At 50.4% G+C, this 23,899-nt stretch carries 20 protein-coding genes and 1 riboswitch; of the genes, 15 read left to right on the top strand and 5 right to left on the bottom strand.

The features are described from left to right. Nucleotides 1–59: 59 nt before the first annotated feature. Both DS731_RS01935 and DS731_RS01930 read right to left on the bottom strand, forming a co-directional pair. A complete protein-coding gene (locus tag DS731_RS01935; protein ID WP_119499756.1) occupies nt 60–1,460 on the bottom strand; it encodes an amidohydrolase in 1,401 nt (466 codons plus the stop codon). An 86-nt stretch (nt 1,461–1,546) separates the two neighbouring features. Next, a complete protein-coding gene (locus DS731_RS01930; protein WP_119499755.1) occupies nt 1,547–4,150 on the bottom strand; it encodes a TonB-dependent receptor domain-containing protein in 2,604 nt (867 codons plus the stop codon). A 220-nt stretch (nt 4,151–4,370) separates the two neighbouring features. Here DS731_RS01930 and DS731_RS01925 point away from each other — a divergent pair, with 220 nt between their 5' ends. Both DS731_RS01925 and DS731_RS01920 read left to right on the top strand, forming a co-directional pair. After that, the gene (locus DS731_RS01925; protein WP_119499754.1) at nt 4,371–4,913 is read left to right on the top strand and encodes an RNA polymerase sigma factor; all 543 of its coding nucleotides are present in this window, start codon (nt 4,371–4,373) and stop codon (nt 4,911–4,913) included. Then, the gene (locus DS731_RS01920; RefSeq protein ID WP_119499753.1) at nt 4,910–6,049 is read left to right on the top strand and encodes a FecR family protein; all 1,140 of its coding nucleotides are present in this window, start codon (nt 4,910–4,912) and stop codon (nt 6,047–6,049) included. The genes DS731_RS01925 and DS731_RS01920 overlap by 4 nt, the downstream gene beginning before the upstream one ends. A 77-nt stretch (nt 6,050–6,126) precedes the next feature. On the opposite strand, the gene feoB is transcribed toward DS731_RS01920, so the two are convergent. Together feoB and DS731_RS01910 are read right to left on the bottom strand one after the other, a co-directional pair. Beyond that, the gene (gene feoB / locus DS731_RS01915) at nt 6,127–7,941 is read right to left on the bottom strand and encodes a ferrous iron transporter B (protein ID WP_119499752.1); all 1,815 of its coding nucleotides are present in this window, start codon (nt 7,939–7,941) and stop codon (nt 6,127–6,129) included. 44 nt (nt 7,942–7,985) lie between these two features. Beyond that, entirely contained in the window at nt 7,986–8,219 is a 234-nt protein-coding gene (locus tag DS731_RS01910) for a FeoA family protein (RefSeq protein WP_119499751.1), read from the bottom strand. 203 nt (nt 8,220–8,422) lie between these two features. Continuing rightward, a riboswitch (TPP riboswitch) is annotated at nt 8,423–8,536 on the top strand. 95 nt (nt 8,537–8,631) lie between these two features. On the opposite strand from DS731_RS01910, the gene thiC reads away from it, so the two are divergent. Genes thiC through thiH form a run of 6 tightly spaced genes read left to right on the top strand, consistent with a single transcriptional unit; the run spans nt 8,632 to nt 14,880 of the window. After that, nucleotides 8,632–10,515 (top strand): phosphomethylpyrimidine synthase ThiC, encoded by a 1,884-nt coding sequence (gene thiC, locus DS731_RS01905; protein ID WP_119499750.1) that lies wholly within the window; start codon nt 8,632–8,634, stop codon nt 10,513–10,515. Then, the gene (gene thiE / locus DS731_RS22175) at nt 10,515–12,053 is read left to right on the top strand and encodes a thiamine phosphate synthase (protein ID WP_232373461.1); all 1,539 of its coding nucleotides are present in this window, start codon (nt 10,515–10,517) and stop codon (nt 12,051–12,053) included. Before thiC ends, thiE begins: the two co-directional genes overlap by 1 nt. Next, entirely contained in the window at nt 12,040–12,798 is a 759-nt protein-coding gene (locus DS731_RS01895; protein ID WP_161599074.1) for a HesA/MoeB/ThiF family protein, read from the top strand. The genes thiE and DS731_RS01895 overlap by 14 nt, the downstream gene beginning before the upstream one ends. Next, on the top strand, nt 12,795–12,995 hold the full coding sequence (gene thiS, locus DS731_RS01890) for a sulfur carrier protein ThiS (RefSeq protein ID WP_161599073.1): 201 nt from the start codon (nt 12,795–12,797) through the stop codon (nt 12,993–12,995). The genes DS731_RS01895 and thiS overlap by 4 nt, the downstream gene beginning before the upstream one ends. 2 nt (nt 12,996–12,997) lie before the next feature. Next, complete coding sequence (locus DS731_RS01885) at nt 12,998–13,768, top strand: thiazole synthase (RefSeq protein WP_119503256.1); 771 nt, start codon at nt 12,998–13,000, stop codon at nt 13,766–13,768. Further along, the gene (thiH, locus tag DS731_RS01880; RefSeq protein ID WP_119499747.1) at nt 13,765–14,880 is read left to right on the top strand and encodes a 2-iminoacetate synthase ThiH; all 1,116 of its coding nucleotides are present in this window, start codon (nt 13,765–13,767) and stop codon (nt 14,878–14,880) included. The genes DS731_RS01885 and thiH overlap by 4 nt, the downstream gene beginning before the upstream one ends. A gap of 290 nt (nt 14,881–15,170) precedes the next feature. On the opposite strand, the gene DS731_RS01875 is transcribed toward thiH, so the two are convergent. Further along, complete coding sequence (locus DS731_RS01875; protein WP_119499746.1) at nt 15,171–16,415, bottom strand: DUF4861 family protein; 1,245 nt, start codon at nt 16,413–16,415, stop codon at nt 15,171–15,173. Between the two features lie 210 nt (nt 16,416–16,625). On the opposite strand from DS731_RS01875, the gene DS731_RS01870 reads away from it, so the two are divergent. The 7 genes from DS731_RS01870 to DS731_RS01840 all read left to right on the top strand — a co-directional run bounded on the left by DS731_RS01870 (nt 16,626) and on the right by DS731_RS01840 (nt 23,894). After that, nucleotides 16,626–17,387 (top strand): glucose 1-dehydrogenase, encoded by a 762-nt coding sequence (locus tag DS731_RS01870; protein ID WP_119499745.1) that lies wholly within the window; start codon nt 16,626–16,628, stop codon nt 17,385–17,387. A gap of 30 nt (nt 17,388–17,417) precedes the next feature. Next, entirely contained in the window at nt 17,418–18,263 is an 846-nt protein-coding gene (kduI, locus tag DS731_RS01865) for a 5-dehydro-4-deoxy-D-glucuronate isomerase (RefSeq protein WP_119499744.1), read from the top strand. A 14-nt stretch (nt 18,264–18,277) separates the two neighbouring features. After that, entirely contained in the window at nt 18,278–19,264 is a 987-nt protein-coding gene (locus tag DS731_RS01860; protein ID WP_119499743.1) for a TRAP transporter substrate-binding protein, read from the top strand. A 2-nt stretch (nt 19,265–19,266) separates the two neighbouring features. Continuing rightward, nucleotides 19,267–19,755, top strand: a complete 489-nt coding sequence (locus DS731_RS01855; protein WP_119499742.1) for a TRAP transporter small permease — start codon at nt 19,267–19,269, stop codon at nt 19,753–19,755. Beyond that, nucleotides 19,755–21,050 (top strand): TRAP transporter large permease, encoded by a 1,296-nt coding sequence (locus tag DS731_RS01850; RefSeq protein WP_119499741.1) that lies wholly within the window; start codon nt 19,755–19,757, stop codon nt 21,048–21,050. The genes DS731_RS01855 and DS731_RS01850 overlap by 1 nt, the downstream gene beginning before the upstream one ends. Nucleotides 21,051–21,251: 201 nt before the next feature. Beyond that, nucleotides 21,252–22,274 carry a LacI family DNA-binding transcriptional regulator gene (locus tag DS731_RS01845; RefSeq protein WP_119499740.1) on the top strand — a complete coding sequence of 341 codons (1,023 nt, stop codon included), beginning with the start codon at nt 21,252–21,254 and terminating at the stop codon, nt 22,272–22,274. Between the two features lie 132 nt (nt 22,275–22,406). Next, entirely contained in the window at nt 22,407–23,894 is a 1,488-nt protein-coding gene (locus DS731_RS01840; RefSeq protein WP_119499739.1) for a UxaA family hydrolase, read from the top strand. The last annotated feature ends 5 nt before the right edge of the window (nt 23,895–23,899 follow it).

Raw genomic sequence — 23,899 nt, 5'->3', positions numbered from 1 at the left:
CGCTGCAGTCTTTTGATTCCGGCGGGGCAATATAAGAGACGTAAACAAAAGCCGGCAATCTATAAAACAGGCTTATTCTGTGCCTTTAAAGCCTGCTTTATTTTGTTGCTAAATTCAGTTGCTCTTTTAACGATATCGCTCTCGTCTACAGTGAGAACATTCCTGTCTTTCATCAGCAATTTACCTTCCACAATGCTGTGTCTTACATTAGTCGCGTAAGCTGAATACACAAGCACAGAGTAAGGATTATAAACAGGCGTCATATTGGGCGATTTAGTATCAATCACTATAATATCTGCCCGTTTGCTTTCCTCCAGAGAGCCGATCTCATTTTCCATATTCAGCACTTTCGCACTGCCTGAAGTTGCCATTTTTATCACTTCGACGGCTGGCATATTAGTCCGGTCATTCGTCCACAACTTGTGAAGTTTAGCTACCTGATTAAACTCATCAATTAAGCTCAGTGTGTTGCCTGACATCGGGCCGTCAGTGCCCAGACCAACATCAACGCCCTGCTTCAACATTTCTGTCACCGGCGCCACGCCTTTTGCTGATTTGATGTTTGCACTCATATTATGCGCTACACCAACATGATGCTTTTTAAGAAGGGCAATATCCTGATTGCTCACTCTGATGACGTGGGCCCCTATCAGATTATTGTTAAGCACACCGATACTTTCTAAATAGGCCACCGGGGTTAATCCGCCACTGCGCTCAGCAATCACCTCCTCCTCCCTTTCAGACTCAGCAAGATGCGTCAGTACAGGCACACCGAATCCTTCAGAAAGTGCTGAAATTTTCTGCAAAGTGCCGGTGGTATTAGTGTATGGAGCGTGAGGCGCAAAAGCGGGAGTAATGCGCGGATGATCCGCATAGCTTTTAATGAAATTAACCGCATAATCAATCCCTTCTTCTGCGGTTTTAGCATCGGCCTGAGGATATTGGATCACGGTTTGTCCTAAAACAGCACGCATACCAATTTCGTCGACTGCCTTTGCGACTTCATCTTCAAAATAGTACATATCCGCATAAGTGGTCACGCCACCTTTAAGCATTTCAACATTACCGAGCTCAGCACCTAACCTTACCATTTCACGGGAAACGAATTGCTTCTCAAGAGGAAACATATACTTATGCAGCCGGTCAGGCACATCATCACCCAGTGAACGCAATAAGGACATTGAGGCATGAGTATGTGTGTTGATAAACCCGGGCAAAACCAGATCACCGTCCACATCAAGGAGAGTACCGGCACGGTAATCTGATGCTTTTTCTTGTGGACCGACAGCCACGATACGGCCGTCTTTAACGGCCACAAAACCGGATTCATACTCTGTCAAAGTACTGTCCATAGAGAGGATATGCCCACGGGTAATAAGAATATCGACTGATTGCGCCGCTGATGCAGACAATGAAGCGCCGATAAGTGAGACAAGTGTAATAACGCGGGTAAATTTCATAAGAAAACACCTTACGGGGAGATGAAAAAGGTTGTACTGCTACGGGGCTGACCCGGCAGTACAACCATCAGAGAGTGATCAACAGATTAGAATTTCACCTTAACGTCGGCTCCCCAGGTTCTGCCCTGATTCACCACACCGGCAAGGTTATTGATCGTCACTCCACCAATTAACGCTGTTTCATCTGTGATGTTACGGCCGTAACCTGCAACTTCCACATCATAATTGTCGACCATGAACAGGTAGCCAACCCGCACGCCGCCTTCAAGGTAAGGGTCCTGTCTCATTTCCAGTGCATCAATAAGTGAGAACCGCACTTCACTGGCATAGGACCAGTCGGTGTAGAAATACAATTCACCATCGCCAAGTTCGGTGCTGTAGCGCATAGTGAAATTACCAATCCACTCAGGTGCCCGCGGAAGAGAAAGACCGTCAACACTAATCAGCCCGTTTTCATCCACCGGGTTCAACACTGTACAGAAACTACAGGTTGAGATAGCTACGTTTTCATCCTTAATTTCAGTGTTGTTGTAGCTGACCCCTAACGTTGTAAGCAGGTCAGAAGTGATAGCGTATTCGCCCTCAAATTCAAACCCGTAGCCTACTGTCTTATCAACATTAACTAACTCTTTGGCAGCCCCTTCATCAAAAGACGATTGAGCCGTTAACTGTTGATCGTTCATCTGGAAGTAAAACAGATTGAAGTTTACCCGTGCTGCATTGTCCAGCAGGTCTGATTTAGCACCCACTTCTACCGAGTGAATAACTTCTGAGTCTGCAACACTGAGTTTAGGGTCGCTGCCACTGACAACACGGCCCTGAATACTTGGTGCTCTGAACCCCTTTGCCAGCCTGGTATACAGATTAGTGTCATCTGAATACTGATACATTGCGCTCAAGTCCCAGCTGATAGCAGAATCTTTCGTATCAGCATACATAGGGTCAAAAAACTCACCGTCGCTGGCGGTAGAGATAATTCGCTGAGAGAAATAATCTTTCTTATCTTTCGAGTACCGGATACCCGCAGTCACGCTGGTTCTGTCATTGACTTCGTAATCACCGGAGGCGAACACAGCCCATGCATCAGTTTTCTGATTCTGAGTCAGATACCGCTTTAAGCTGCCGTCTTCGTTGTAGTGGAAGGTGTCGATATCCAGATCTTCTGTGAAGAAGAACACACCAGCCTGATAATCAAACGCACCCAACTCGTTTGAAGCCATTCTCAGCTCCTGAGTGAACTGGCTGTGGTCAGGAATACCGTCGGCACTTTCAACTGAGAAAGATGGAACAGTGCCCAATTCGCCGGTGTAGCCGGAAGGATCAGCAAAACTACTTACCCGGTAACCACCATCGACATCGGCCTGTGAGTACATTTCCACAGTTTCATAGCCCGTTACAGAGGTAAACGTGTAATCAGTCGTGAAATATTCCAATTTCATACTTCCGCCCTCGGTTTTCACCGTTTGCGTGGCACGTTGCGCGGCATCGTGATAAACCACATCGCGGTCGAATCCATCAACGAAGTCGTTGGTTCCGGGCTTTATTGCACTGGCTCTGAACACTGTGGGCGTTCCGTCTAAATCACGGGTGTGGTAGTTAAACAATGCCGAAAACTGACTGTTCGGTTCGTATAGCACCTGCACTTTGGCAGCACGGTCGTCATAGCCCCCGAGAATATCGTTTTGTTCAAAACCCGGAGCACGGGTATCGATATAGTCTGAACGTGTCTGGTTAAGTAGAGATACACGCACAGACACGGTGTCAGTCAGACCACCACTGATGGCACCATGAGTAGACAATGTGTCCAGAGACGAATAAGACGCGCTGATATAACCTTCGAAATCCTGCGTAGGACGGTTCGAAGTGAACTTTACCAGTCCTGCAGGTGTGTTACGGCCAAACAACGTACCCTGAGGACCCCGTAACACTTCAACACTCTCCACATCAAAGACGGGGAAACCTTTTAAAAGCGGGTTCTCCTGAACCACATCATCAGTGATCAATGATACCGGCTGAGAGGCATTTACATCATAATCCTGATTGCCCAGACCGCGAATATAAAAGCGGGGGAAAGAACGGCCAAACGAAGATTCAATTTTCAGACTTGGAATGCGGGCTGACATGAAACGGATATCATCACCGGCGGTCGACGCACTTTCAAGCAGGTCACGTTTCATGACAGAAACTGAAACTGGTACTTCCTGTAAATTTTGAGTACGGCGTTGTGCGGTAACGGTAATGTTCTCAACCTTCCCCTTACTTGTTTTGCTAACGGCCCCGCTATTCGCTTCGGCTGACTGCGCAGAGGCGTCAGTAGACGCTGCGGGCTTTTTTCCCTCAACGGTTTCATCCACATTTTTCTTTTCAATAGCGATGGTTTTCTTATTGATATAGCGATAACTAAGCGCAGTCCCTTCAAGGAGCTTATTAAAAGCAGCTTCTTCGCTATATGTTCCGGAAAACGCTTCAGTTGTCAGGCCGTCTGCAACATTGGAGAAGAAAACAATCTGCTTTCCATATTGTTTTGCGATGCTCTGCAAAGCCCGGTCCAGCGGAACCTGCCCCACCGTAACCTGTAACTGCTCCTGATTTTCAATATTCTCTGCAGCAACGCCAAAGCTGCCGGCCAGTGACAGCATCACTGACAAGACGACTGGCTTCTTCTTAAATTTGGGGACACGAGTTCTCATGCTTGTATTTCCTATATCCGTACTACATATAATTATCATTGGCTTCGTTGCGAGCCTTTATTTATGCGGGCCGAAAGCCCACTAATAAATAAAGAGTGTGAAAGTGCTGGATTTAGGTACTTATTTTTTTTATCTTGAAACTTCCGCGAAGTTTTAATCTGATTTTGATAAGTATTAATTCATCTTCCCCTCAGAATTCCGGCACAAGACATCTTTCTCTATGGGCAACCACACTGCGACGAATAAAAAGAGTAAATGCAGCAGCTTTGTAAAAGGGCTCTACGACAGTTCTTATAAGGAACTGTTTGCCTTCTTCATGCGTCGATCGAATAACAATCAGCAGGCTCAGGATTTTTCGCAGGAGACTTACCTGCGGCTGATGAATGTAGAAAGAAAAGATCTCATAGAACAACCCAAAGCCTACTTGTTTCGTATTGCCGCAAATCTTGTGCATGAAATGCGTTCAAAGAATGAGCGGATTGCTCAAAATGAAACACCTCTTACTGATGGTCTGGAAAATTTTCCCGGCAATGAAGACCCTCACCTGCAACTTGAGCGGCAGAAAGCTATACAAGAACTGGAGAAAATACTAGTTACACTTCCACCTGTTTATCAGTCAGTATTACTGCTGAGGAAGCGCGATGGCCTTAATCATGCGGAAATTGCAGAAAAACTGGGAATTTCTATTCACACCGTCAGAAAATACTTAACCCGTGCTATGACAGAATGTCGCAAAGCGCAAATTGCGAGTGATGCATCATGAATATGGTTAAACAATCTAATTCTCTGATCATTGAACAAGCTAGCTACTGGGCGGTATTGCTGGACGATGGCGAACTGAGCGAAAAAGATCGTCGTGAACTGACGCACTGGTTGCTGATGGGACCTGCTCACGTGGAGGAATTTATCCACGCATGCGTGTTGCTGGATCTGATGTCAGATGTTGATCAGAGTAAAAAGCTATCCGTCGACAAATTACTCGCTCAGGTAGAATCAGCAGCGGGCAGTAAGGTGACTCCTATCACTCAACATCAGAAGCTGACCGGTAATAATTCGGACCACGAAACGTCCGGACGCCCCCGGAAAACCCGCTGGCTTCCGGTTGCTGCCTGTTTGCTGGCGGGCGCTATTTTCGCTTATCAGATGCTGCCGGTTAAAAGCGCCGGCGAAACGCCTGTAGCGCAAAATCAGCCTGTACAATACAAAACATCACTGGGTGAGCAAAGAAGCATCACGCTGGAAGATGGCTCGATTATCTACCTGAACACGCTGACTGCTGTAGATATTAACTATACCGGGAAATACAGAAACATCGTTCTGCATCAGGGAGAAGCAATTTTCAAAGTTGCACATAATCTTCAAAAGCCCTTCAGGGTCTGGGTTAACGACACAATGTTCCAGGCGCTGGGAACCGAATTTAACGTCCGCAGTGAGCCCGGAAGTGTTGCATTGACGGTTCTTACCGGAGAAGTCGCACTGGCAAGAGAAGCGAAAAAAGAACAGCTGATTCCGTTTCGCTCCACCGGTATCAAACTGACTGACTTTACTGCACCGGACTTAACGAAAGACAGGCCTCTGCTGGTGACTGTGGGACAAAAAGCTGTGCTTCAGGACAATGGTAATATTCATACAGAAGCATCGGTAGATGTAGCCAGAGAGACGTCGTGGAAATCCAGAGAAATGATTTTCCGGAACGACCGTTTAGATAACGTAGTTCGCGAATTTAATCGCTATAATGCATTGCAGGTCACCATCGCCTCTGCGGACTTGTCAGGTATGTCTGTAACCGGTGTATTTGAAACCAATGACCCGATGTCTCTGCTGAATTTTTTGGAAAGTTCAGGCAAAGCAAGAATTGAAAAAACGGATATAAACAAAGTTACGGTGTATGACCGTTAGTGGTTGTTGTAAACAGCACCTCATCAAGCTCCCGGCTCTTTGATTAGCTTACTCAACGAAGTGCTGTTTACCCGTTATCAGAACAACATATTCACCAGTACGGCGATAACGTAGGCCAGGATACCGTATCCGACGTACAGGCCCCATGCGAGTTTATTACTGCCGGTTTCACCTTTAAGCATGGCAACGGTTGCTACACATTGCAGCGCCACAACGTAGAACAGCACAAGGCCAAGGCCGGCGCCGGTTGTCAGTCCGTCAGCCTGAATACGTTCAGCCAGACCATTAACATTGTCTTCAGCACCATCCATACCGAACAGTGTACCCAGCGCACCGACGAATACTTCACGGGCGAGGAACGACATCAGTATTGCCACGCCGTAACGCCAGTCCAGACCCATTGGCTCGAATACAGGCTGGATAACATGGCCGATTTGCCCGAGCCAGCTGTCTTCCAGAGTCGAACCCATCGGGAAATAACCCAGGATCCAGATCCCCACCGACACCACGAAAATAATCGGTGCAGCACGGCGGATAAACTGCATCCCACTGTCGATAACCCGGAAGGTTAACGGCTTCCAGTGTGGTAAGCGGTAAGTGGGTAATTCAAGAATGAACGGCATGTCTGACTCTTCCAGATCTTTAGGTAAGAAGCGTGTCAGAAACTGGCTGACAATCAGGGCTGTGATAATGCCGAAGAAATACAGGCCGAAGAAGGCAGCCCCCTGCAAGCCAAAAATGCCCAGGAAAGTACCGTCTTCCGGCACCAGTACCGCAACCAACAATGCATAAACCGGCAAACGGGCTGAACAGGACATCAGCGGGATGGTCAGCATGGTGATAAGACGCTTGTGCGGCGACTCGATAGTACGGGCCGCCATGATGGCAGGAATGGCGCAGGCATGACCCGAAAGATAAGGAATAAAGCTTCTGCCAGATAAGCCCACTGCGCTCAACGGGCGGTGACACATCAGTGCCGCACGGGCAAGATAACCGCTGTCTTCCAGCAAGCCGATAATGAATGTCAGTACCATAATTTGCGGTACGAACACCAGGAAAGAGCCTAAACCGCCGAATATGGCGTCGTTAAAAAAGTCAGTAACAATGCCTTCCGGCGTAATTGCACTGACACCTTCAGCAGCGCTGCCGATCAGCGTTTCCACGCCGTCCATCAGGGGGGCCGCGAGAGTGAAAATACTCTGGAAGAGTACAAACATGACGCCGAGGAATACCAGTGAGCCGGTCCAGCTGTTTAACAGGAAGCGGTCGACGCTGTTCTGATTTTTCAGCACAACATCCAGGTGCAGGCCGTACTTTGAAGCCAGTGCCTGACTCTGATTTACCGCAGACTCCCCCTCTGAAAGCGATGTCGTCGGGATATGACCTGACGGCGCTTTGGCAACAGACAGCATGGTCTGCTTAAATTCATGCAAGCCGTCCAGGGTTCTTGCTGACAGCGCCATTACCGGACTGCCTAATTCTTTACTCAGCGCCTCTGTGTCGATATCTTCGCCGATCCTGCGGACTTCGTCGATGAAGTTGAGGGCAAAGAGTACAGCTTTATTGTTGGCTTTTGCCAGTTTCTGCACCTGCAGACCCAGCACTAAACTGCGCTCTAAACGGGTGGCATCAAGCACACAAACCACCAGAGAGGTATCGTCACGTTCTACCGATGCGGTGATTTCTTTAATTGCGATTTCTTCATCACGGCTAAGACCACGAAGCGTGTAAGTGCCCGGCAAATCTACCACTTCAAAATCCTGACACTGACCCCGTTTAACTTCCACGGTAACACCGGGATAGTTAGCGACTTTTTGTCGCAGACCGGTTAATTGATTGAATAAAAGACTCTTACCGGAATTGGGCTTTCCGACCATTAAAATGCGTTGCATGAAAAAAGGGTATCCTGTTACTGCCGACAGCGGAAAAGTGAGCGTTAGTTACGCACTTCAACTTCGATTTGTGCGGCGAGATTTTCTTCGATAGCAAACACGCTGCCACCCAGTTGCATCACGATAGGTCCGCCCAGCGGGCCTTTTCTGACACACTGAACTTCACGTCCATTCTGAACGCCCATTTCAGATAAACGTTCCTTTACGTTGACACATAAACTCTCTTTCACAGAGATAATAATTGCTTGTTGTTTGCTTGGTAAATCCCACAATGTCATACAAAATCTCTAATTTAATCAACGCGTTAAACCTGGCGTTGAGTGTTCGACTACATTGAAGAGCCTAATGACAATAATTACTATTCAGCCTACCAGAAACTTCACAAACCGACCAGCGATCTGGCAGCAAACTCGCTAAAGACACTTATCAGCGCGTTAAGACAAAGCTTGTTTTCTTTTTCAATTCATGATTATAGTAAAAACAGAACTTGTCGGAGTGCTTCGTCTTTCACATGAAAGCAAGCTGAGACCGCATTGCGGGATCCGTAGAACCTGATCAGGCTAATACCTGCGAAGGGAACAAGCAGCAACACCGTTCCACCATCACAACAGACGACCGTCTGTTTGCCGGTGTTGCCCCTTGTATACTCACTCCTGACAAGCATTTATCACCCGAAAAGGAACAAATGCTATGTCAACACGACGCGAGAAACGCCAGCAGGCACAAACATTTATACAATCACTGAAAGGTGAAGCTTTTCCTAATTCTTTCCGCCAGTACGAAGAAGGGTCAGACCCGTCAATCCGTGTGCCCATGCGGATGATTGCCCAGTCTCCTACCCGCATCAGCGAGCAGGAAGAAGAAATTAATCCGGATATTCCCGTATACGACGCCTCCGGCGTATTTGGCGACCCGGCCTGTGAAGTCGATGTGACCAGAGGCATTCCGCATTGCCGCGCTGAGTGGATTAACGCACGAAGCGATACGCAAGCCATTGCCGCGTCTGAATCATCCTATACGCAGGCGCGGGATGCAGACATCACCTCAGAATCCATTCGTTTTCAGGCGAAAAATACCATCCGTAAAGCCGCTGCCGGCAAGGTAGTAACGCAATTGCACTATGCCCGCCTGGGCATAGTGACGCCGGAGATGGAATACATCGCCATCCGCGAAAATATGGGTCGCGCTGCGATTAAAAATGAACTGTTGAACCAGCAGCATGAAGGAGAAGCCTTCGGCGCAAACATACCACCGGAAATCACCGGTGAGTTCGTACGCCGCGAAGTCGCAGAAGGCCGGGCGATTATTCCGGCCAACATCAACCACCCTGAAGCTGAGCCGATGATTATCGGGCGAAACTTCCTGGTCAAAGTGAATGCCAACCTCGGTAATTCCGCGGTGACCTCGTCCATTGAAGAGGAAGTGGAAAAGCTGGTCTGGGCCACACGCTGGGGCGCAGACACCATCATGGACTTATCTACCGGCCGCAATATTCACGAAACCCGTGAATGGTTACTGCGTAACAGTCCGGTGCCCATTGGCACAGTGCCCATTTATCAGGCGCTGGAAAAGGTCAATGGTGTCGCTGAAGATCTCGACTGGCCGGTTTTTCGTGACACCCTGATTGAACAGGCTGAGCAAGGGGTGGACTATTTTACTATCCACGCCGGCGTTCGCTTACCCTTTGTACCGTTAACCGCTAAGCGTGTTACGGGCATCGTGTCCCGTGGTGGTGCTATTATGGCGAAATGGTGTTTGTATCATCATCAGGAAAGTTTTCTGTATGAACATTTCCGCGAAATCTGTGAAATCTGCGCTCAATATGACGTAAGCCTGTCACTGGGTGACGGTCTGCGCCCCGGTTCCGTTGCTGACGCCAACGATGAAGCACAATTTGCCGAACTGCGCACCTTAGGCGAACTCACAGCTATCGCGTGGGAATATGACGTTCAGGTGATGATAGAAGGCCCGGGCCACGTGCCTATGCACCTGATCAAAGAGAACATGGATGAGCAGTTATCTCATTGTCATGGCGCACCGTTTTACACCCTCGGTCCGCTGACAACGGATATCGCCCCGGGGTATGACCATTTCACGTCCGGGATCGGCGCAGCACTGATTGGCTGGTATGGCTGTGCCATGCTTTGCTACGTCACCCCCAAAGAGCATCTTGGCCTGCCGGATAAAGAAGATGTGAAGCAGGGCCTGATTACTTACAAAATTGCCGCCCACGCAGCAGACCTGGCAAAAGGTCACCCGGGCGCACAAATACGCGACAATGCCATGTCGAAAGCCCGCTTTGAGTTTCGCTGGGAAGACCAGTTTAATCTGGCACTGGATCCGTTTACCGCCCGCGCCTATCACGACGAAACCCTGCCACAGGCTTCAAGCAAGGTGGCGCACTTCTGCTCCATGTGCGGTCCGAAATTCTGCTCCATGAAGATTTCTCAGGAAGTCCGTGACCATGCACAGGCGGAAGAAGCGAAGCAACAGGGCATGGCCGATATGGCGAAGAAGTTTTCAGCCTCCGGCCGCGCTCTCTACGTTGATGCTGCCGTTGCTGAGGGCGAATAATGTTACCCCGTGTTTTAACCATTGGCGGCACCGACAGCTCCGGCGCCGCCGGTTTACAGCAGGACCAGCGTGCGCTGCAATGTTTTGCTGTCCACCAGATTAGTGTGGTCTCGCTGGTCAGCGCGCAAACTCATGACAGTGTGCTGCACGTTTCTCCGGTATCGCCGGCGTCATTTTCGGCACAGCTGCAAGTCGCTTTTCAGCCGCAGATCCCTGCGGTAATAAAAGTGGGTGCGCTGGCGAATGATGAACAGATCCATGTGCTCATTAAGAAACTGTCTGAATATCCGCAAATTCCGGTGATTTGGGACCCTGTATTACAGACATCATCAAAGAGTAAACTCGGTGACTTGTCGTTTGATGCTATCGCCGGGCTATTGCCCTACATCACGCTTATCACGCCGAACTATGATGAGCTGGCCTGGCTGACAGGCTTTACGTTACGGCAAGCCAGGGATGAACTGGCTGCCGCCCATCAGCTTATCGCTTCCGGCTGCGATCAGGTGCTGGTAAAAGGCGGTCACAGACCAGACTCATCGCTCCGGCCCGACTCCGGGAACACGTCGGAAATCTGTGATGTGCTGTACAGCAAAGAAAACGTCCGGCGCTTTGTGCACAAAGCCCGGCAGCCTTTTAACTTACGGGGTTCCGGTTGTCTGCTGGCATCGGCCATCGCCGGAGCAATGGCTGAGCAGTACATCACAGAAGATGCAGTTTCGCTGGCCGAAGCTGTGGTTGCCGCAGCCTGGCAACAGGCAGAGTTGGTTTTACCTGAAACGGCTGTCCTTCGTCGCCCGCCGTCTGAACGTGAGGGGCACGCTGAACAACAGACACCGTTGCTTCCCGCCTCACTGCTTCCTCACTTCCCTGCGGTTTTCGAAGGCTTGTTACCAGTAGAGAATGATTATTTTTTACCGGAATTACTGGACTCTGCGCCCGGGCTTTATCCCGTGGTGGACAGCATTAAATGGCTGCAGCGCCTTCTCCCTTTAAATCTTAAGATCATCCAGTTGCGGATTAAATCCAAAGGTGCAGAACTGAGTGAAATCATCCGCGAGGCAGTAACCATGGCTGCCGGATACAACACCCAGCTTTTCATCAATGACCACTGGCAACTGGCTATCGAACACGGGGCGTATGGTGTGCATCTCGGGCAGGAAGATCTCGCATCTGCCGATTTGAGTGCCATTGCCCTTGCCGGGTTGCGGCTGGGCATTTCCACTCACGGATATGCAAAGCTGTGCCGCGCCATTCAAATCAGGCCTTCTTACATAGCGCTGGGTCATATTTTTCCTACCAGAACGAAAGATATGCCCTCTGCACCACAGGGTACGGCGCGGCTGGCTGACTACGTGTCACTTTGCAAATATCACGGCATTCCCACTGTGGCCATCGGCGGTATTAAGTTAAGCAATATCGACACCGTGGCTGCCACAGGCACAGATGCCATTGCCGTGGTGACGGCCATTACAGAAAGCAATAACCCGGAAGACGCCGTCAACGCATTGCGCGGGAGGTGCCGCCGTGCTGACCACTGAACTGTATTCACGCTACAGCCGTCATTTACTGCTGGATAATTTTGATGAGGAAGCCCAACTCCAACTCATGCAATCAAAAGTCATGCTGTTTGGCTGCGGCGGACTGGGCTGTCAGGTAGCCATGGCGCTGGTATCTGCCGGTGTTGGCGAAATTGTGCTGGTCGACCATGACATCGTAGAACTCAGTAATTTACCCCGCCAGTGGCTGTTTACCGAAGCCGATGCGGGACAAAAGAAAGTCTGTGCTGCACGGTCGCGACTGGCAGCCATGCATGGCGGGTGTCAGATTAGATGCATTGATGACCCGGCCGATCCCGTCAGACTTGCCACCCACCTGCCGTACTGTTCGTTGCTGCTGGATTGCACAGACAGCGTGTCCAGCAGAAAATTTGTCAATGGACTGGCCCTTGAACATAAGCTGCCGCTCATTTCCGCCAGTGCCGCAGGCTTTGCTGCCACGGCGCTGGCGCTCAATCCTGCATCCGGCTCGGCCTGTTATGAATGCATGGAACAGATTGGTGAGCACTCACAAATGTGCATGGAACAGGGAATATTCAGTCCTGTGGTAGCTATTGCCGGTCAGTTTCAGGCCAGTCTTGCACTCAGTTACCTGTGCGGCATTCAACCTGTGGATTTCGGACAACTTCACGTCTATGACGGACGCGCCCTCACCCTGCGCCATTTCAGGGTGAATAAAAATACGGCGTGTCCGGCATGCTCAAACAATATCGGGGGAACACCATGAACATATTGTGTAACGGTGACAAGCTTACTCTGCCAGAAGGCAGCCTGCTCGCCGATGCGATCAGTGATTATCTGCAGCAAACCCCGTCAGTGGCTGTAGCGGTAAACCAGACAATCATACCGGCCAGCCAGTGGCAACATTATAAGCTCCAACCTGACGATGCCGTAGAACTCTTTACTCTTGTAGCGGGAGGTTAATGATGCTGACAATTGCCGGCACCACTTTTACATCCAGATTATTCACCGGTACTGGGAAATTCAGTCACCCTGATATCATGAAAGATGCCCTGGTCGCCAGCCAGACCCGGCTTGTTACGCTTGCACTTAAACGGCTTTCAAAATGCGACGTACCCGACCCTACCCTCAGGGTTTTGCGTTCGCTGCCGGTTACATTACTGCCTAACACCTCCGGGGCGGCGACAGCGGAAGAAGCGGTTTATGCTGCCCGTCTGGCCAGAGAGCTGTTGGGAACCAGCTGGCTGAAACTGGAAATTCATCCCGATCAGCGCTTCTTACTTCCCGACCCCGTGGAAACTCTCAAAGCCGCTGAAGTGCTGTGCAAAGAAGGCTTCGACGTGCTGCCCTATTGTCATGCGGATCCTGTCCTCTGCAAGCGTTTAGAAGAAGCCGGATGCGCTGCCGTGATGCCACTAGGCGCGCCTATCGGCTCCAATAAGGGCCTGCAAACCCGCGAGTTCCTGCAGATTATAATAGAACAAGCCGGCGTGCCGGTGGTGGTTGATGCAGGGATCGGCGCTCCCTCTCATGCTTGCGAAGCCATGGAAATGGGCGCTGATGCAGTACTGGTAAATACCGCCATTGCTGCCGCGACCCAACCTGTTGCCATGGCCACTGCGTTTGCAAAAGCCGTGGAAGCCGGCCGCGAGGCCTGGCTGGCCGGTGCAGCACCGGTTAACTCCCGGGCTTCCGCCACCAGCCCGTTCACACAGTTTCTGGCTGGCTTATCATGACAGTGGCAGAAGAGCTGTCCCGCACAGACTGGGACGATGTCAGGCTTGCGCTTTACAGCAAAAGCGCGGCAGATGTGATGTCAGCACTACAACGCTCCGTCCGGCACTGGCAGGATTTTCTTGCGCTGATATCCCCTGCCGCAGAGGGATTTCTGCCGGATATGGCAGTTAAGGCACAGGCCCTCACACGCCAGCGTTTCGGCCATACCGTGTCTTTGTTCGTGCCATTGTATCTGTCGAACCTGTGCGCCAACGAATGCACCTATTGTGGCTTTACCATGAGCAATAAAATTAAGCGCACGAAACTGACCATGGCTGAAATATCAGAGGAAGTTTATGCCATTAAGAAAATGGGTTTTGATTCCGTGTTGCTGGTTACCGGCGAGCACGAAACAAAAGCAGGCATGGATTATTTTCTAGAGGCAATAGAGTTAGTAAAGGCTCACTTCAGCCATGTTGCCATGGAGGTACAACCTCTTTCCACAGATGAGTACCGTGCCCTTGCAGCAGCCGGAACTGACAGTGTGCTGGTTTATCAAGAAACTTATCATCGCGCCCATTATGCGGAGTATCACCTGCGGGGCAAAAAGCAGGATTTCGACTGGCGGTTAGCAACACCGGACAGGCTTGGCGAAGCTGGTATGAACAAAATCGGTCTCGGCGCATTACTCGGGTTATCCGAATGGCGGACGGACAGCGCATTTACCGCATTACATCTCAGCCTGTTACAACAACGCTACTGGAAAAGTCGCTACTCCGTTGCGTTCCCCCGCATCAAGCCCTGCGCCGGTGACCGGGCAACGCAGAAAAGTCAGGTATCAGATAAGCAGCTCATACAACTTATTTGCGCTTACCGACTGTGTTTTCCGGAAGTGGAATTAAGCCTTTCCACCAGGGAATCCCCGGCATTTCGCGACAATGTCGTACCATTGGCTATTAATCAATTGTCTGCCGCATCGCAAACACAACCTGGCGGATACAGCGCTCCCACAACAGCACTGGAGCAATTCTCAACCGAAGACACCCGCTCAGCCAGTGCAGTGGCAAACAGCCTCACCGCCCGCGGACTCGACCCGGTATGGACAGACTGGCTGAATGCATTCGGCCGTTAAGTGCAGTTAAATGTATTGGGAGAGTACAGGACGCACGGGCTGGGTATTCCCGATGGGTTTCATACATAATGTTTATAAAGCGTCAAAGATAGGCAAGGCTTTTCAGATTTACGGGGAGGAGCCAGACGGGAGGAAAGCCGGTTAAGCATGAGCGGAAGGGAAATCTTGATGCGTTTCAAACCCTCAGCCGCAGGGATGCGGCTGTGGAGCTCCCATGGATGGGTTCACAGCGTGTTTGAAACGCATCAAGGTTTCCCAGCTCATGCGTCCGGCTTGCTTCCCGAATCAACCTACCCCGCTGTTACAGGGCTTGCCAGTGCTTTAAGTTTGGTTTTCAGCAGTTCTGTGAAGCCACTTTCGTCATCAGGGCTGTCAGGGTGAGAAGGCCATACTGCCATGAACTGATATTCCATGGTTGTTGCCGGCTTGAACTGAATCAAATAGTCATATTCCGCTTCAAATTTGCGGGAGATATCGTCTACTTTGTAGAACAGTGCCATGCCCAGCTCGTCATCTTCGCCCAGCAAGCTTTGCTTACCGTAAGTGGCAATGACGCCCCAGCCATTCATTTCAAGTTCGATGTACTGAGTGTTGTCATGCTTAACAATGCCCGTTACCAGGTCATCTGCTGTTTCGCTTAACGACACGGTTACCGTAGTTGACGGGTCACCGGCGTGAATTTCGTAATCTGCACTGGCATCGAGTTTCTTACCATTCACATCCCAGCCATCATAATTCACGGTGAACCCGGCAGACAGCTTGTCGTCATGGCCCAGTACCCAGGACATCTCGTCCACGTTCTGCATATGCATTACCGTGTCGCCTTCCATACGGCCAAAAGAACCAAGACCCAGCGCCTTACCCACTTTCAGCACATCGCCGCCCCAGTCAGACAAATCATGATAGCTGTCGTAACCATCCTGCCCCACCTGATGCAGCACGGGCTCATTACCGGTTTTTACAAAGATATCCGTGCCGTTACGCCAGTCCAGATATAAGCGGTATCCCACAAGGTCATTTTCCCAGCCAGGTCCTTCATAACGTAAATAGTATGAATGATCAGTCAGTTGCGGAGGCGCAGTAAAAGAATCTACATTCTCAAAGCTGAAACCGTCTGCTTTATATTCTTTACCATCCCATTCACCGCCCTGACGAACTGACAATTCAGTGTAAGCAACATCCGGTGCATCCGGGGCTGAATCTGACAGAGCAATTGTGGCTTTTTCACCGGCATCCAATGTGACTAAAACGTTAAGAACATCATTTCCCTGCTGATCTTTTGTCCACTCAGAAGGAAAGTTTGTCACTTTTTTTGTCACTGCATTGTCGTCATCAAATGCGCTTGCCGGAAAACGCAGAAGTTGCGGAAGCGCTGCGCCGCCGGCCGGATTACTCACGCTGACCTTACTGACAACAGATTCTGCAGATGATTGTTTTTCCTGACTTTCCTGATTAGAAGACGGGGTTTTATCAGGGCTGCATGCGGCAGCGGATAACGCCAGAATGATACTCAGTGGCAGGGTTGATTTCTTCATATTGCGCTCCGTGATTTCGTCGTTTAGAGGTCGTTATTCGGGGAAATACTTTGCACTAATATATTGACAATTGCCACCGGTGGCAATTATTTTAAATATTGTTAACATTGTAAACTGTGTGTGGTGTTTCATCGCTTATCCGGAAAATGCGTTTCCGGTTCATTTACAACACCCGCAAAATTCATCGTTTTTACGCTAAAAGGAAATGTCATGCCTAACTTCAGTTTGACGGGAAAACGTGCGCTGGTCACCGGTGCCAGCCGCGGTATCGGACAAGCCATGGCCGTCGCTCTGGCCGAATCCGGCGCCAGTGTTATTTGCGCCAGTTCCCGTGAAGGCGGATGTGAAGAAACCCTCGCCAAAATCCGCGCCGTCAGCAACGTGGAAGTTACCGCCCTGCATGCCGATCTGTCTGACATGGCAGCGGTTCAGAAGCTGGCTGATGACGCACAGGCTGTTTGGGGTGGTATCGATATTCTTGTGAATAACGGCGGCACGATTTTCCGCAGCCCGGCCGTAGATTTCCCGCTGGAAGAATGGCAGAACGTGTTGCGCGTAAATACAGACTCAGCGTTTCTGCTCAGCCAGCGAATCGGCCGCAACATGATTGAGCAGGGTTACGGCAAAATCATTAATACCGCATCTATGCTCAGTTACAGCGGCGGCATCACAGTACCTGCCTACACTGCCAGCAAGCACGCCATTGCCGGATTAACCAAAGCACTGGCTAATGAATGGGGCAAGCACAACGTTCAGGTGAACGCTATTGCGCCCGGCTATATCCGCACTGACAACACGCAGGCTCTGCAGGACGATGCAGGCCGCAGCAAGGAAATTATTTCAAGGATCCCGGCCGGACGCTGGGGCGAAACGGAAGACTTAAAAGGCGCACTGGTGTTTCTGGCCAGTGATGCAAGCAATTACGTGAACGGCCATGTGTTAGCCGTCGACGGCGGCTTCCTTGCCCGCTGATCCTCACAAACCCTACAAGAGACAGGCACCATGACTACTGAACACGAAATCCGTTACGCCGTAGGACAACGGGAAGTTAAGTCTTACGACACCAATGAACTGCGTGAAGCCTTTCTGGCTGACAAACTCATGCAGCACGGCAAAATTTACTGGGTCTACAGCCACTATGAGCGTTTCATGGTGGGCAGCGCAGTACCAACTTCTGCGCCGCTGAAACTGGAAACACTGGATGACCAGCTGAAAATGAGTTACTTCACCGCCCGTCGTGAAGTGGGTGTTATTAACATCGGCGGTACCGGCACAGTCACTGTAGGCGACACCACCTACACACTGGAAAAAGAAGAAGCCCTGTATATCGGTAAAGATAACGAATCCGTTGTGTTTGCTTCAGACGATGCGGCTAATCCGGCGAAGTTCTACCTGAATTCTGCACCGGCGCACCATGTTTACCCATGCAAAAAAGTGGGTAAAGGCGATGCCAATGTGCTGCATCTTGGCAGTCAGGAAACCAGTAACGAACGTGATATCAATCAGTTGCTTATCAACACCGTGGTTGATACCTGTCAGTTACAAATGGGGTTAACCCGTCTGGCACCGGGCAGTGTGTGGAATACCATGCCGGCCCACCAGCACGACCGTCGTAACGAAGTGTACTTCTACTTCGACTTAGCCGACGGACAGGCGGTATGTCACTTTATGGGTGAGCCACAGGAAACCCGTCATATCTTTGTTTCCAATGAGCAGGCCGTGCTGTCACCGCCCTGGTCAATTCATTGCGGTGTGGGCACTGCGAACTATGCGTTCATCTGGGGCATGGCCGGGGAAAACCTCGACTATGACGATATGGACAAGTTCCCGCCAGACCAGCTCAGATAAGTATTGAGGTAAGTATGTTGCGCCTTAAAGTTGTGCCGGTACTGCTGCTTGTATTCATCACAAGCCTGATTGCCGGCTGTGGCAGTAAGCAGGACAGTGACGTGGTGGTACTCAGATTGGGGCATTCTCTGGATCCCCAGCATTCTGTGCATAAAGCCATGGTATTTTTGGGTGAACGTCTGGATGAATATTCCGGCGGCACCATGCAGGTAGCCATTTATCCCGGCAGCCAGTTAGGCACCGAACGGGAAATGATTGAACTGTTGCAAATCGGCTCGCTGGATATGACCAAAGTGTCTGCCAGTCCGCTGGAAGGCTTCGCGCCGGAAATGCAGATTTTCAGTATTCCCTATGTGTTCCGTGACAATGAGCACTACTGGAACGTACTTAACAGCAACGTGGGTAAAGATTTGCTCTCTGGAGTGGAAGCGTTCAAGCTGAAAGGTTTGGGTTACTACGACGCCGGCAGCCGCAGCTTCTATACTACTGACCGCCCTATTCGCACGCCGGAAGATCTAAAAGGATTAAAGATCCGTGTACTGAACAGCCCTACAGCGGTGAAAACCGTACGTGCGCTGGGCGGAGCAGCCACACCGGTCTCCTGGGGCGAACTGTACACAGCTTTACAGCAGGGTGTTGTCGACGGTGCGGAAAACAATCCGCCCAGCTATTACCTGTCCCGCCACTACGAAATCGCCCGTTACTATTCGCTGGATGAGCACACCTCTGTACCTGACGTCATGCTGATGTCGCTGCGTACCTGGAACAATCTTACACCTCAGCAGCAGGGCTGGCTCAATCAGGCCATGGCCGACTCTGTGGTTTATCAGCGTAAATTGTGGCAGGCGTCTACAGAAGAGTCTCTGGAAAAAGTAATTGCTGATGGCGTGGAAGTGATTTATCCCGACAAGCAACCCTTTGTGGATGCAGTAAAACCTTTCCACGACAGCTATGCCGGCTCTGAAGTGGGTAATCTGCTAGATAAAATTAAGGCGATGTAATCATGCGACAGTTAGTAAAGTTAATTGATAAGAGTCTTGCAGCGTCGCTGATTGCTGCCATGGCCGCTATCCTTCTGGTGGTGGTGTGGCAGGTTATTTCCCGCTACCTGCTGAAAGATCCCGCTTCGGTAACTGAAGAGCTATCCCGCTTCCTGCTTATCTGGATTGGCATTTTAGGTTCTGCTTACGCATACCGTCAGAAAGTCCATCTGGGCTTTAATCTCATCGTAAACCGTCAGTCTGAAACTATGCGCAGACTCATTATGACCTTCGTTGAACTGCTGGTTGTTACCTTTTGTGTGCTGGTACTTATCGTCGGTGGTAACGCACTGGTCAGCCTGACTCTGGATCTTAATCAGATTTCTGCAGCACTTGGCGTAAAAATGGGCTGGATTTACACCGTTCTGCCTGTTTCCGGCGTCATCATGGTGTTCTACAGCTTCATCAATATTTATAACCTCTGGATAGACGAGTCACAGGAGCCGCTGTAATGGAAATGACTGCAATAATCCTCATCGTTGGCTTCTTTTTCTTTTTACTGATTAATGTGCCCGTTTCTATCAGCATTGGTCTCGCAACCATGGTGGCCATGCTGATAAATATCGAGCTTGAACCGGCAGTGACTACGATGGCTCAGCGTATGGCCGGCGGACTGGACAGCTTTGCGCTTCTTGCAATACCTTTTTTCGTTATGTCAGGTCTGATCATGGGGCGCGGTGGTATTGCCAAACGGCTGATTGAATGTGCCATGGCCCTTATCGGTGCGCTGCCGGGTGGTCTGGCACTGGTGAACGTGGTGTCCTGCATGCTGTTTGGTGCCATCTCAGGTTCTGCGGTAGCGGCATGTTCAGCCATCGGCAGTTTCATGCTGCCGGAAATGAAGAAAAAGGGCTATGACCCTAATTTTTCTGCGGCGGTTACCGCGGCGGCTGCAACAACCGGCATGCTTATTCCGCCAAGTAACATCCTGATTGTTTATGCTATTGCCAGCGGCGGCGTATCTATCGCTGCATTGTTCATGGCGGGTTACATTCCGGGCATCATGGTGGGTCTGGCACTCATGGTGGTGTGCTACATCTGGGCAAAAATTAAAGGCTATCCGCTGTCAGACCGCTTACCCATGAAAGTGGTTGCCGAAAAACTACTGGCCGCTATTCCCAGTCTGTTTCTGATCGTGCTGGTGATCGGCGGTATCGTCGGCGGCGTATTTACCGCAACGGAAGCCGGTGCCATTGCTGTGGTGTATTCACTCATCCTGTCTGTGGGTGTTTACGGCGAGGTAAAAACCAGAGAACTGCCCGGCATTCTGCTTAAGTCTGCAGAGACCACCGCCATTGTTATGTTGCTGATTGCAGCGTCTACGGCGATGTCATGGTTACTGTCGTTTGAGAATATTCCGCAAACGCTCAGCGCCGCATTACTGGAACTCAGTGACAATCCTATTGTCATCTTACTGCTTATCAACCTGTTGTTGATTGTGGTGGGTGCATTTTTGGATATGACACCGGCCGTTCTTATTTTTACGCCAATCTTTCTGCCGGTTGCCATGCAGCTGGGTATGTCCCCGTTGCAGTTCGGCATTATGATTGTGCTTAACTTATCTATTGGTTTGTGTTCACCGCCGGTAGGTGCAGTACTGTTTATCACCTGTGCCATCGCAAAAACCAAACTGGAAAATATAATCCGGCCATTGTTGCCACTTTATGCCGCGATGTTTGTGGTGCTGATGTTAGTCACCTATGTGGCGTGGTTCTCAGAAGCACTGCCCGCAGCACTGGGGTTCTGATATGCGCTTTAACAAGCCCTGCCACTGGTAGGGCTTGTACGTATTAAGATTGTGAATCCGCAGTGTAAAAGGCTAAACTTACCCGACCTGACCGTTCCGCAGGATACCCTACAGGGGGAACAGCAGGTGTCAGAGGTGCAAAGAGCAACAATGATTAAATAAAACGAGCAGCGTTAACGCTAATAATAATAAGTGAAAAACATGGATAAACGTCCGACTATCAATGATGTAGCCCGCCTTTCAGGGGTGTCTAAACGTACGGTTTCCCGCGTGATCAACGGCGCCACCAATGTGGGTGCGGCCACCCGGGAAAAAATCCAGAAAGTCATTGATGAGTTAGGCTTTTCTCCGGATAAGCAGGCCCGTGGCCTGGCAGCTTCCCGCTCATTTCTGCTCGGTATGATTTACGATAACCCGGATGCCCTGTATATCGACCAGGTGCAACGGGGCGTTCTGAACGTCTGTTCAGAAAAAGGCTATGAACTGGTTGTTCATCCCTGCCACTACAACTCACCGGATTTCATCGACAACTGTATTAAGTTCGTCAAACGCTCGAATATCGACGGTGTGGTGATCCTGCCGCCGGTGTCTGAAGCCAAAGAACTGGCTGCCGCCCTGCGCGATCAGGCTATCAATTATGTACGTATGGCGTCAGTGGATTTAGACGACCACGCGAACATTGTGGTGTCTGACGACCGTGCTGCCATCAGCGATCTCGCCCGTTATCTGGTGTCTCTGGGACACCGCGACATTGCCATCATCAGTGGTCCGCAGGCTTACTACTCTTCCATTGAGCGACTTGAAGGTTTCCGCGATACCCTGCGCGAGCTGGGCATCGATTTACCTGACAACCGCGTTATCGAAGGTAAAAACAGTTACGAAAGCGGTATCGAATGTGCCCGCAGTTTGCTTATTCAGTCATCCCGCCCTGCAGTCATTTTTGCCAACAACGACGAAATGGCCGCCGGCGTACTGAAAGTCGCTCACGAAATGGGTATACGCGTGCCGGAAGAACTGTCTATTGCCGGATTCGATGATAACTTGCTGGCTGCCAGAGTGATCCCGTCGCTGACCACAGTGAAGCGCCCGGTAACAGCCATGGCATCACTGGCTGCGAAGAAAATTATTGCGATGATCGAGAACAAACCGACGGACGACATGGAAAGTTATCTGGTGAAACCTCACCTGATCATTCGTGAGTCCACCCGCAAAGCAGAAAAGTAAAAGAATTTCGCTGATGAAGATTGATCCGCTGTTTATTCTGACCTACAATGCCACCGGTGGCATTCATGTTAAGAAACTGTTCCCATTGTCTTAACAGAATTAACGGTGCCTTTCGCCAGCAGGAGTGTAAGTATGCAAGACCAAACCCAATTGATTCAGGTTCATCCGCAGGACAATGTTGCCGTAGCAACAATGGACTTAGAGGCGGGTATCCAAAACAATGATCTTGAGCTTACCCTGGCTGATGCTATCCCCGCGGGACATAAGGTTGCCCTGAAGGCCATGAAGGCCGGTGAAAACATTGTTAAATATGGCTTTCCCATTGGTCATTTAACAGAAGATGTTGCCGCCGGTGCCCATATTCACAGCCACAACCTGAAAACCAATCTCAGCGGTCAGGAAGCATACACGTGGAAAGACCTGAAGAAAAGTGCCACCGGGAGCAATGCCACAGATGGCACGTTTATGGGCTATCGCAGGGAAAATGGTAAGGTTGGGATCCGCAACGAAATATGGATTATCAATACAGTTGGCTGCGTAAACCGCACTGCAGAGCGCATTGCTTCAGAGTGTGAGCGCCGTTTTGCCAACGAGTGTGACGGATTCCGCGCTTTTACTCATCCCTTTGGTTGCTCGCAGCTGGGCGACGATTTAACAGATACCCGCGCAATTCTGGCAGCACTGGCTTCCCATCCTAATGCCGGTGCTGTTTTAATCGTTGGTCTTGGCTGCGAGAACAACCAGCTTTCAGCCATGCTGGAGCTGGTAGATAAACCTGAAGACCGCCTGCGTTATTACAATTCACAGCAGGTAGGCGACGAAATTGAAGAAGGGATCCGTCTGGTTTACGAAATGCTGAAACCGGTGGGTGCCGATAAACGGGAACTGATCCCCGCCTCGGAACTGGTTCTGGGCGTTAAATGCGGCGGCAGTGATGCGTTCAGCGGTATTACCGCTAACCCGCTGGTTGGCCGCATGACCGACATTTTAACCGGCATCGGCGGCACCGTACTGCAAACAGAAACCCCGGAAATGTTCGGTGCAGAACAGTTGCTGATGGACCGCGCCGTGTCTGAGCCTGTGTTCAACGACATTGTTTCACTGGTCAACGAATTCAAACAATACTTCCTCGACCATAACCAGCCAGTTTACGAAAACCCGTCCCCGGGTAACAAAGCCGGCGGTTTAACGACACTGGAAGAAAAATCCCTCGGTGCGGTGCAGAAAGGCGGCCAGGCGGCTGTCGGCGGCGTACTGAAATACGGTGAACCTGTTCACCAGAAAGGTTTGTCACTGCTGCAGGCGCCGGGTAACGACGCTGTCAGTTCAACGGCCCTGGCCGCCAGTGGCGCTCATATCGTTTTATTCACCACCGGGCGCGGTACACCGCTCGGGTTCCCTGTACCCACAATAAAAATATCGTCAAATTCCAGAATAGCAGAACAAAAACCACACTGGATTGACTTCAATGCGGGACAAGTGCTGCAAGGCGTCAGTATTGACGACTGCGCAGCACAGTTGTACCAACTTTGTCTCACTACAGCGTCAGGACAACTTACCTGTAATGAGAAGAATGGCAGTCATGAAATTGCTATTTGGAAACGAGGCGTAACCCTTTAAAAAAG

Origin of the sequence: Alteromonas sp. RKMC-009 (assembly GCF_003584565.2) — a bacterium.
Taxonomy (GTDB): domain Bacteria; phylum Pseudomonadota; class Gammaproteobacteria; order Enterobacterales; family Alteromonadaceae; genus Alteromonas.
The sequence above is the reverse complement of the archived record's forward strand: the minus strand, read 5'-3'. Positions and strand labels throughout refer to the sequence as shown.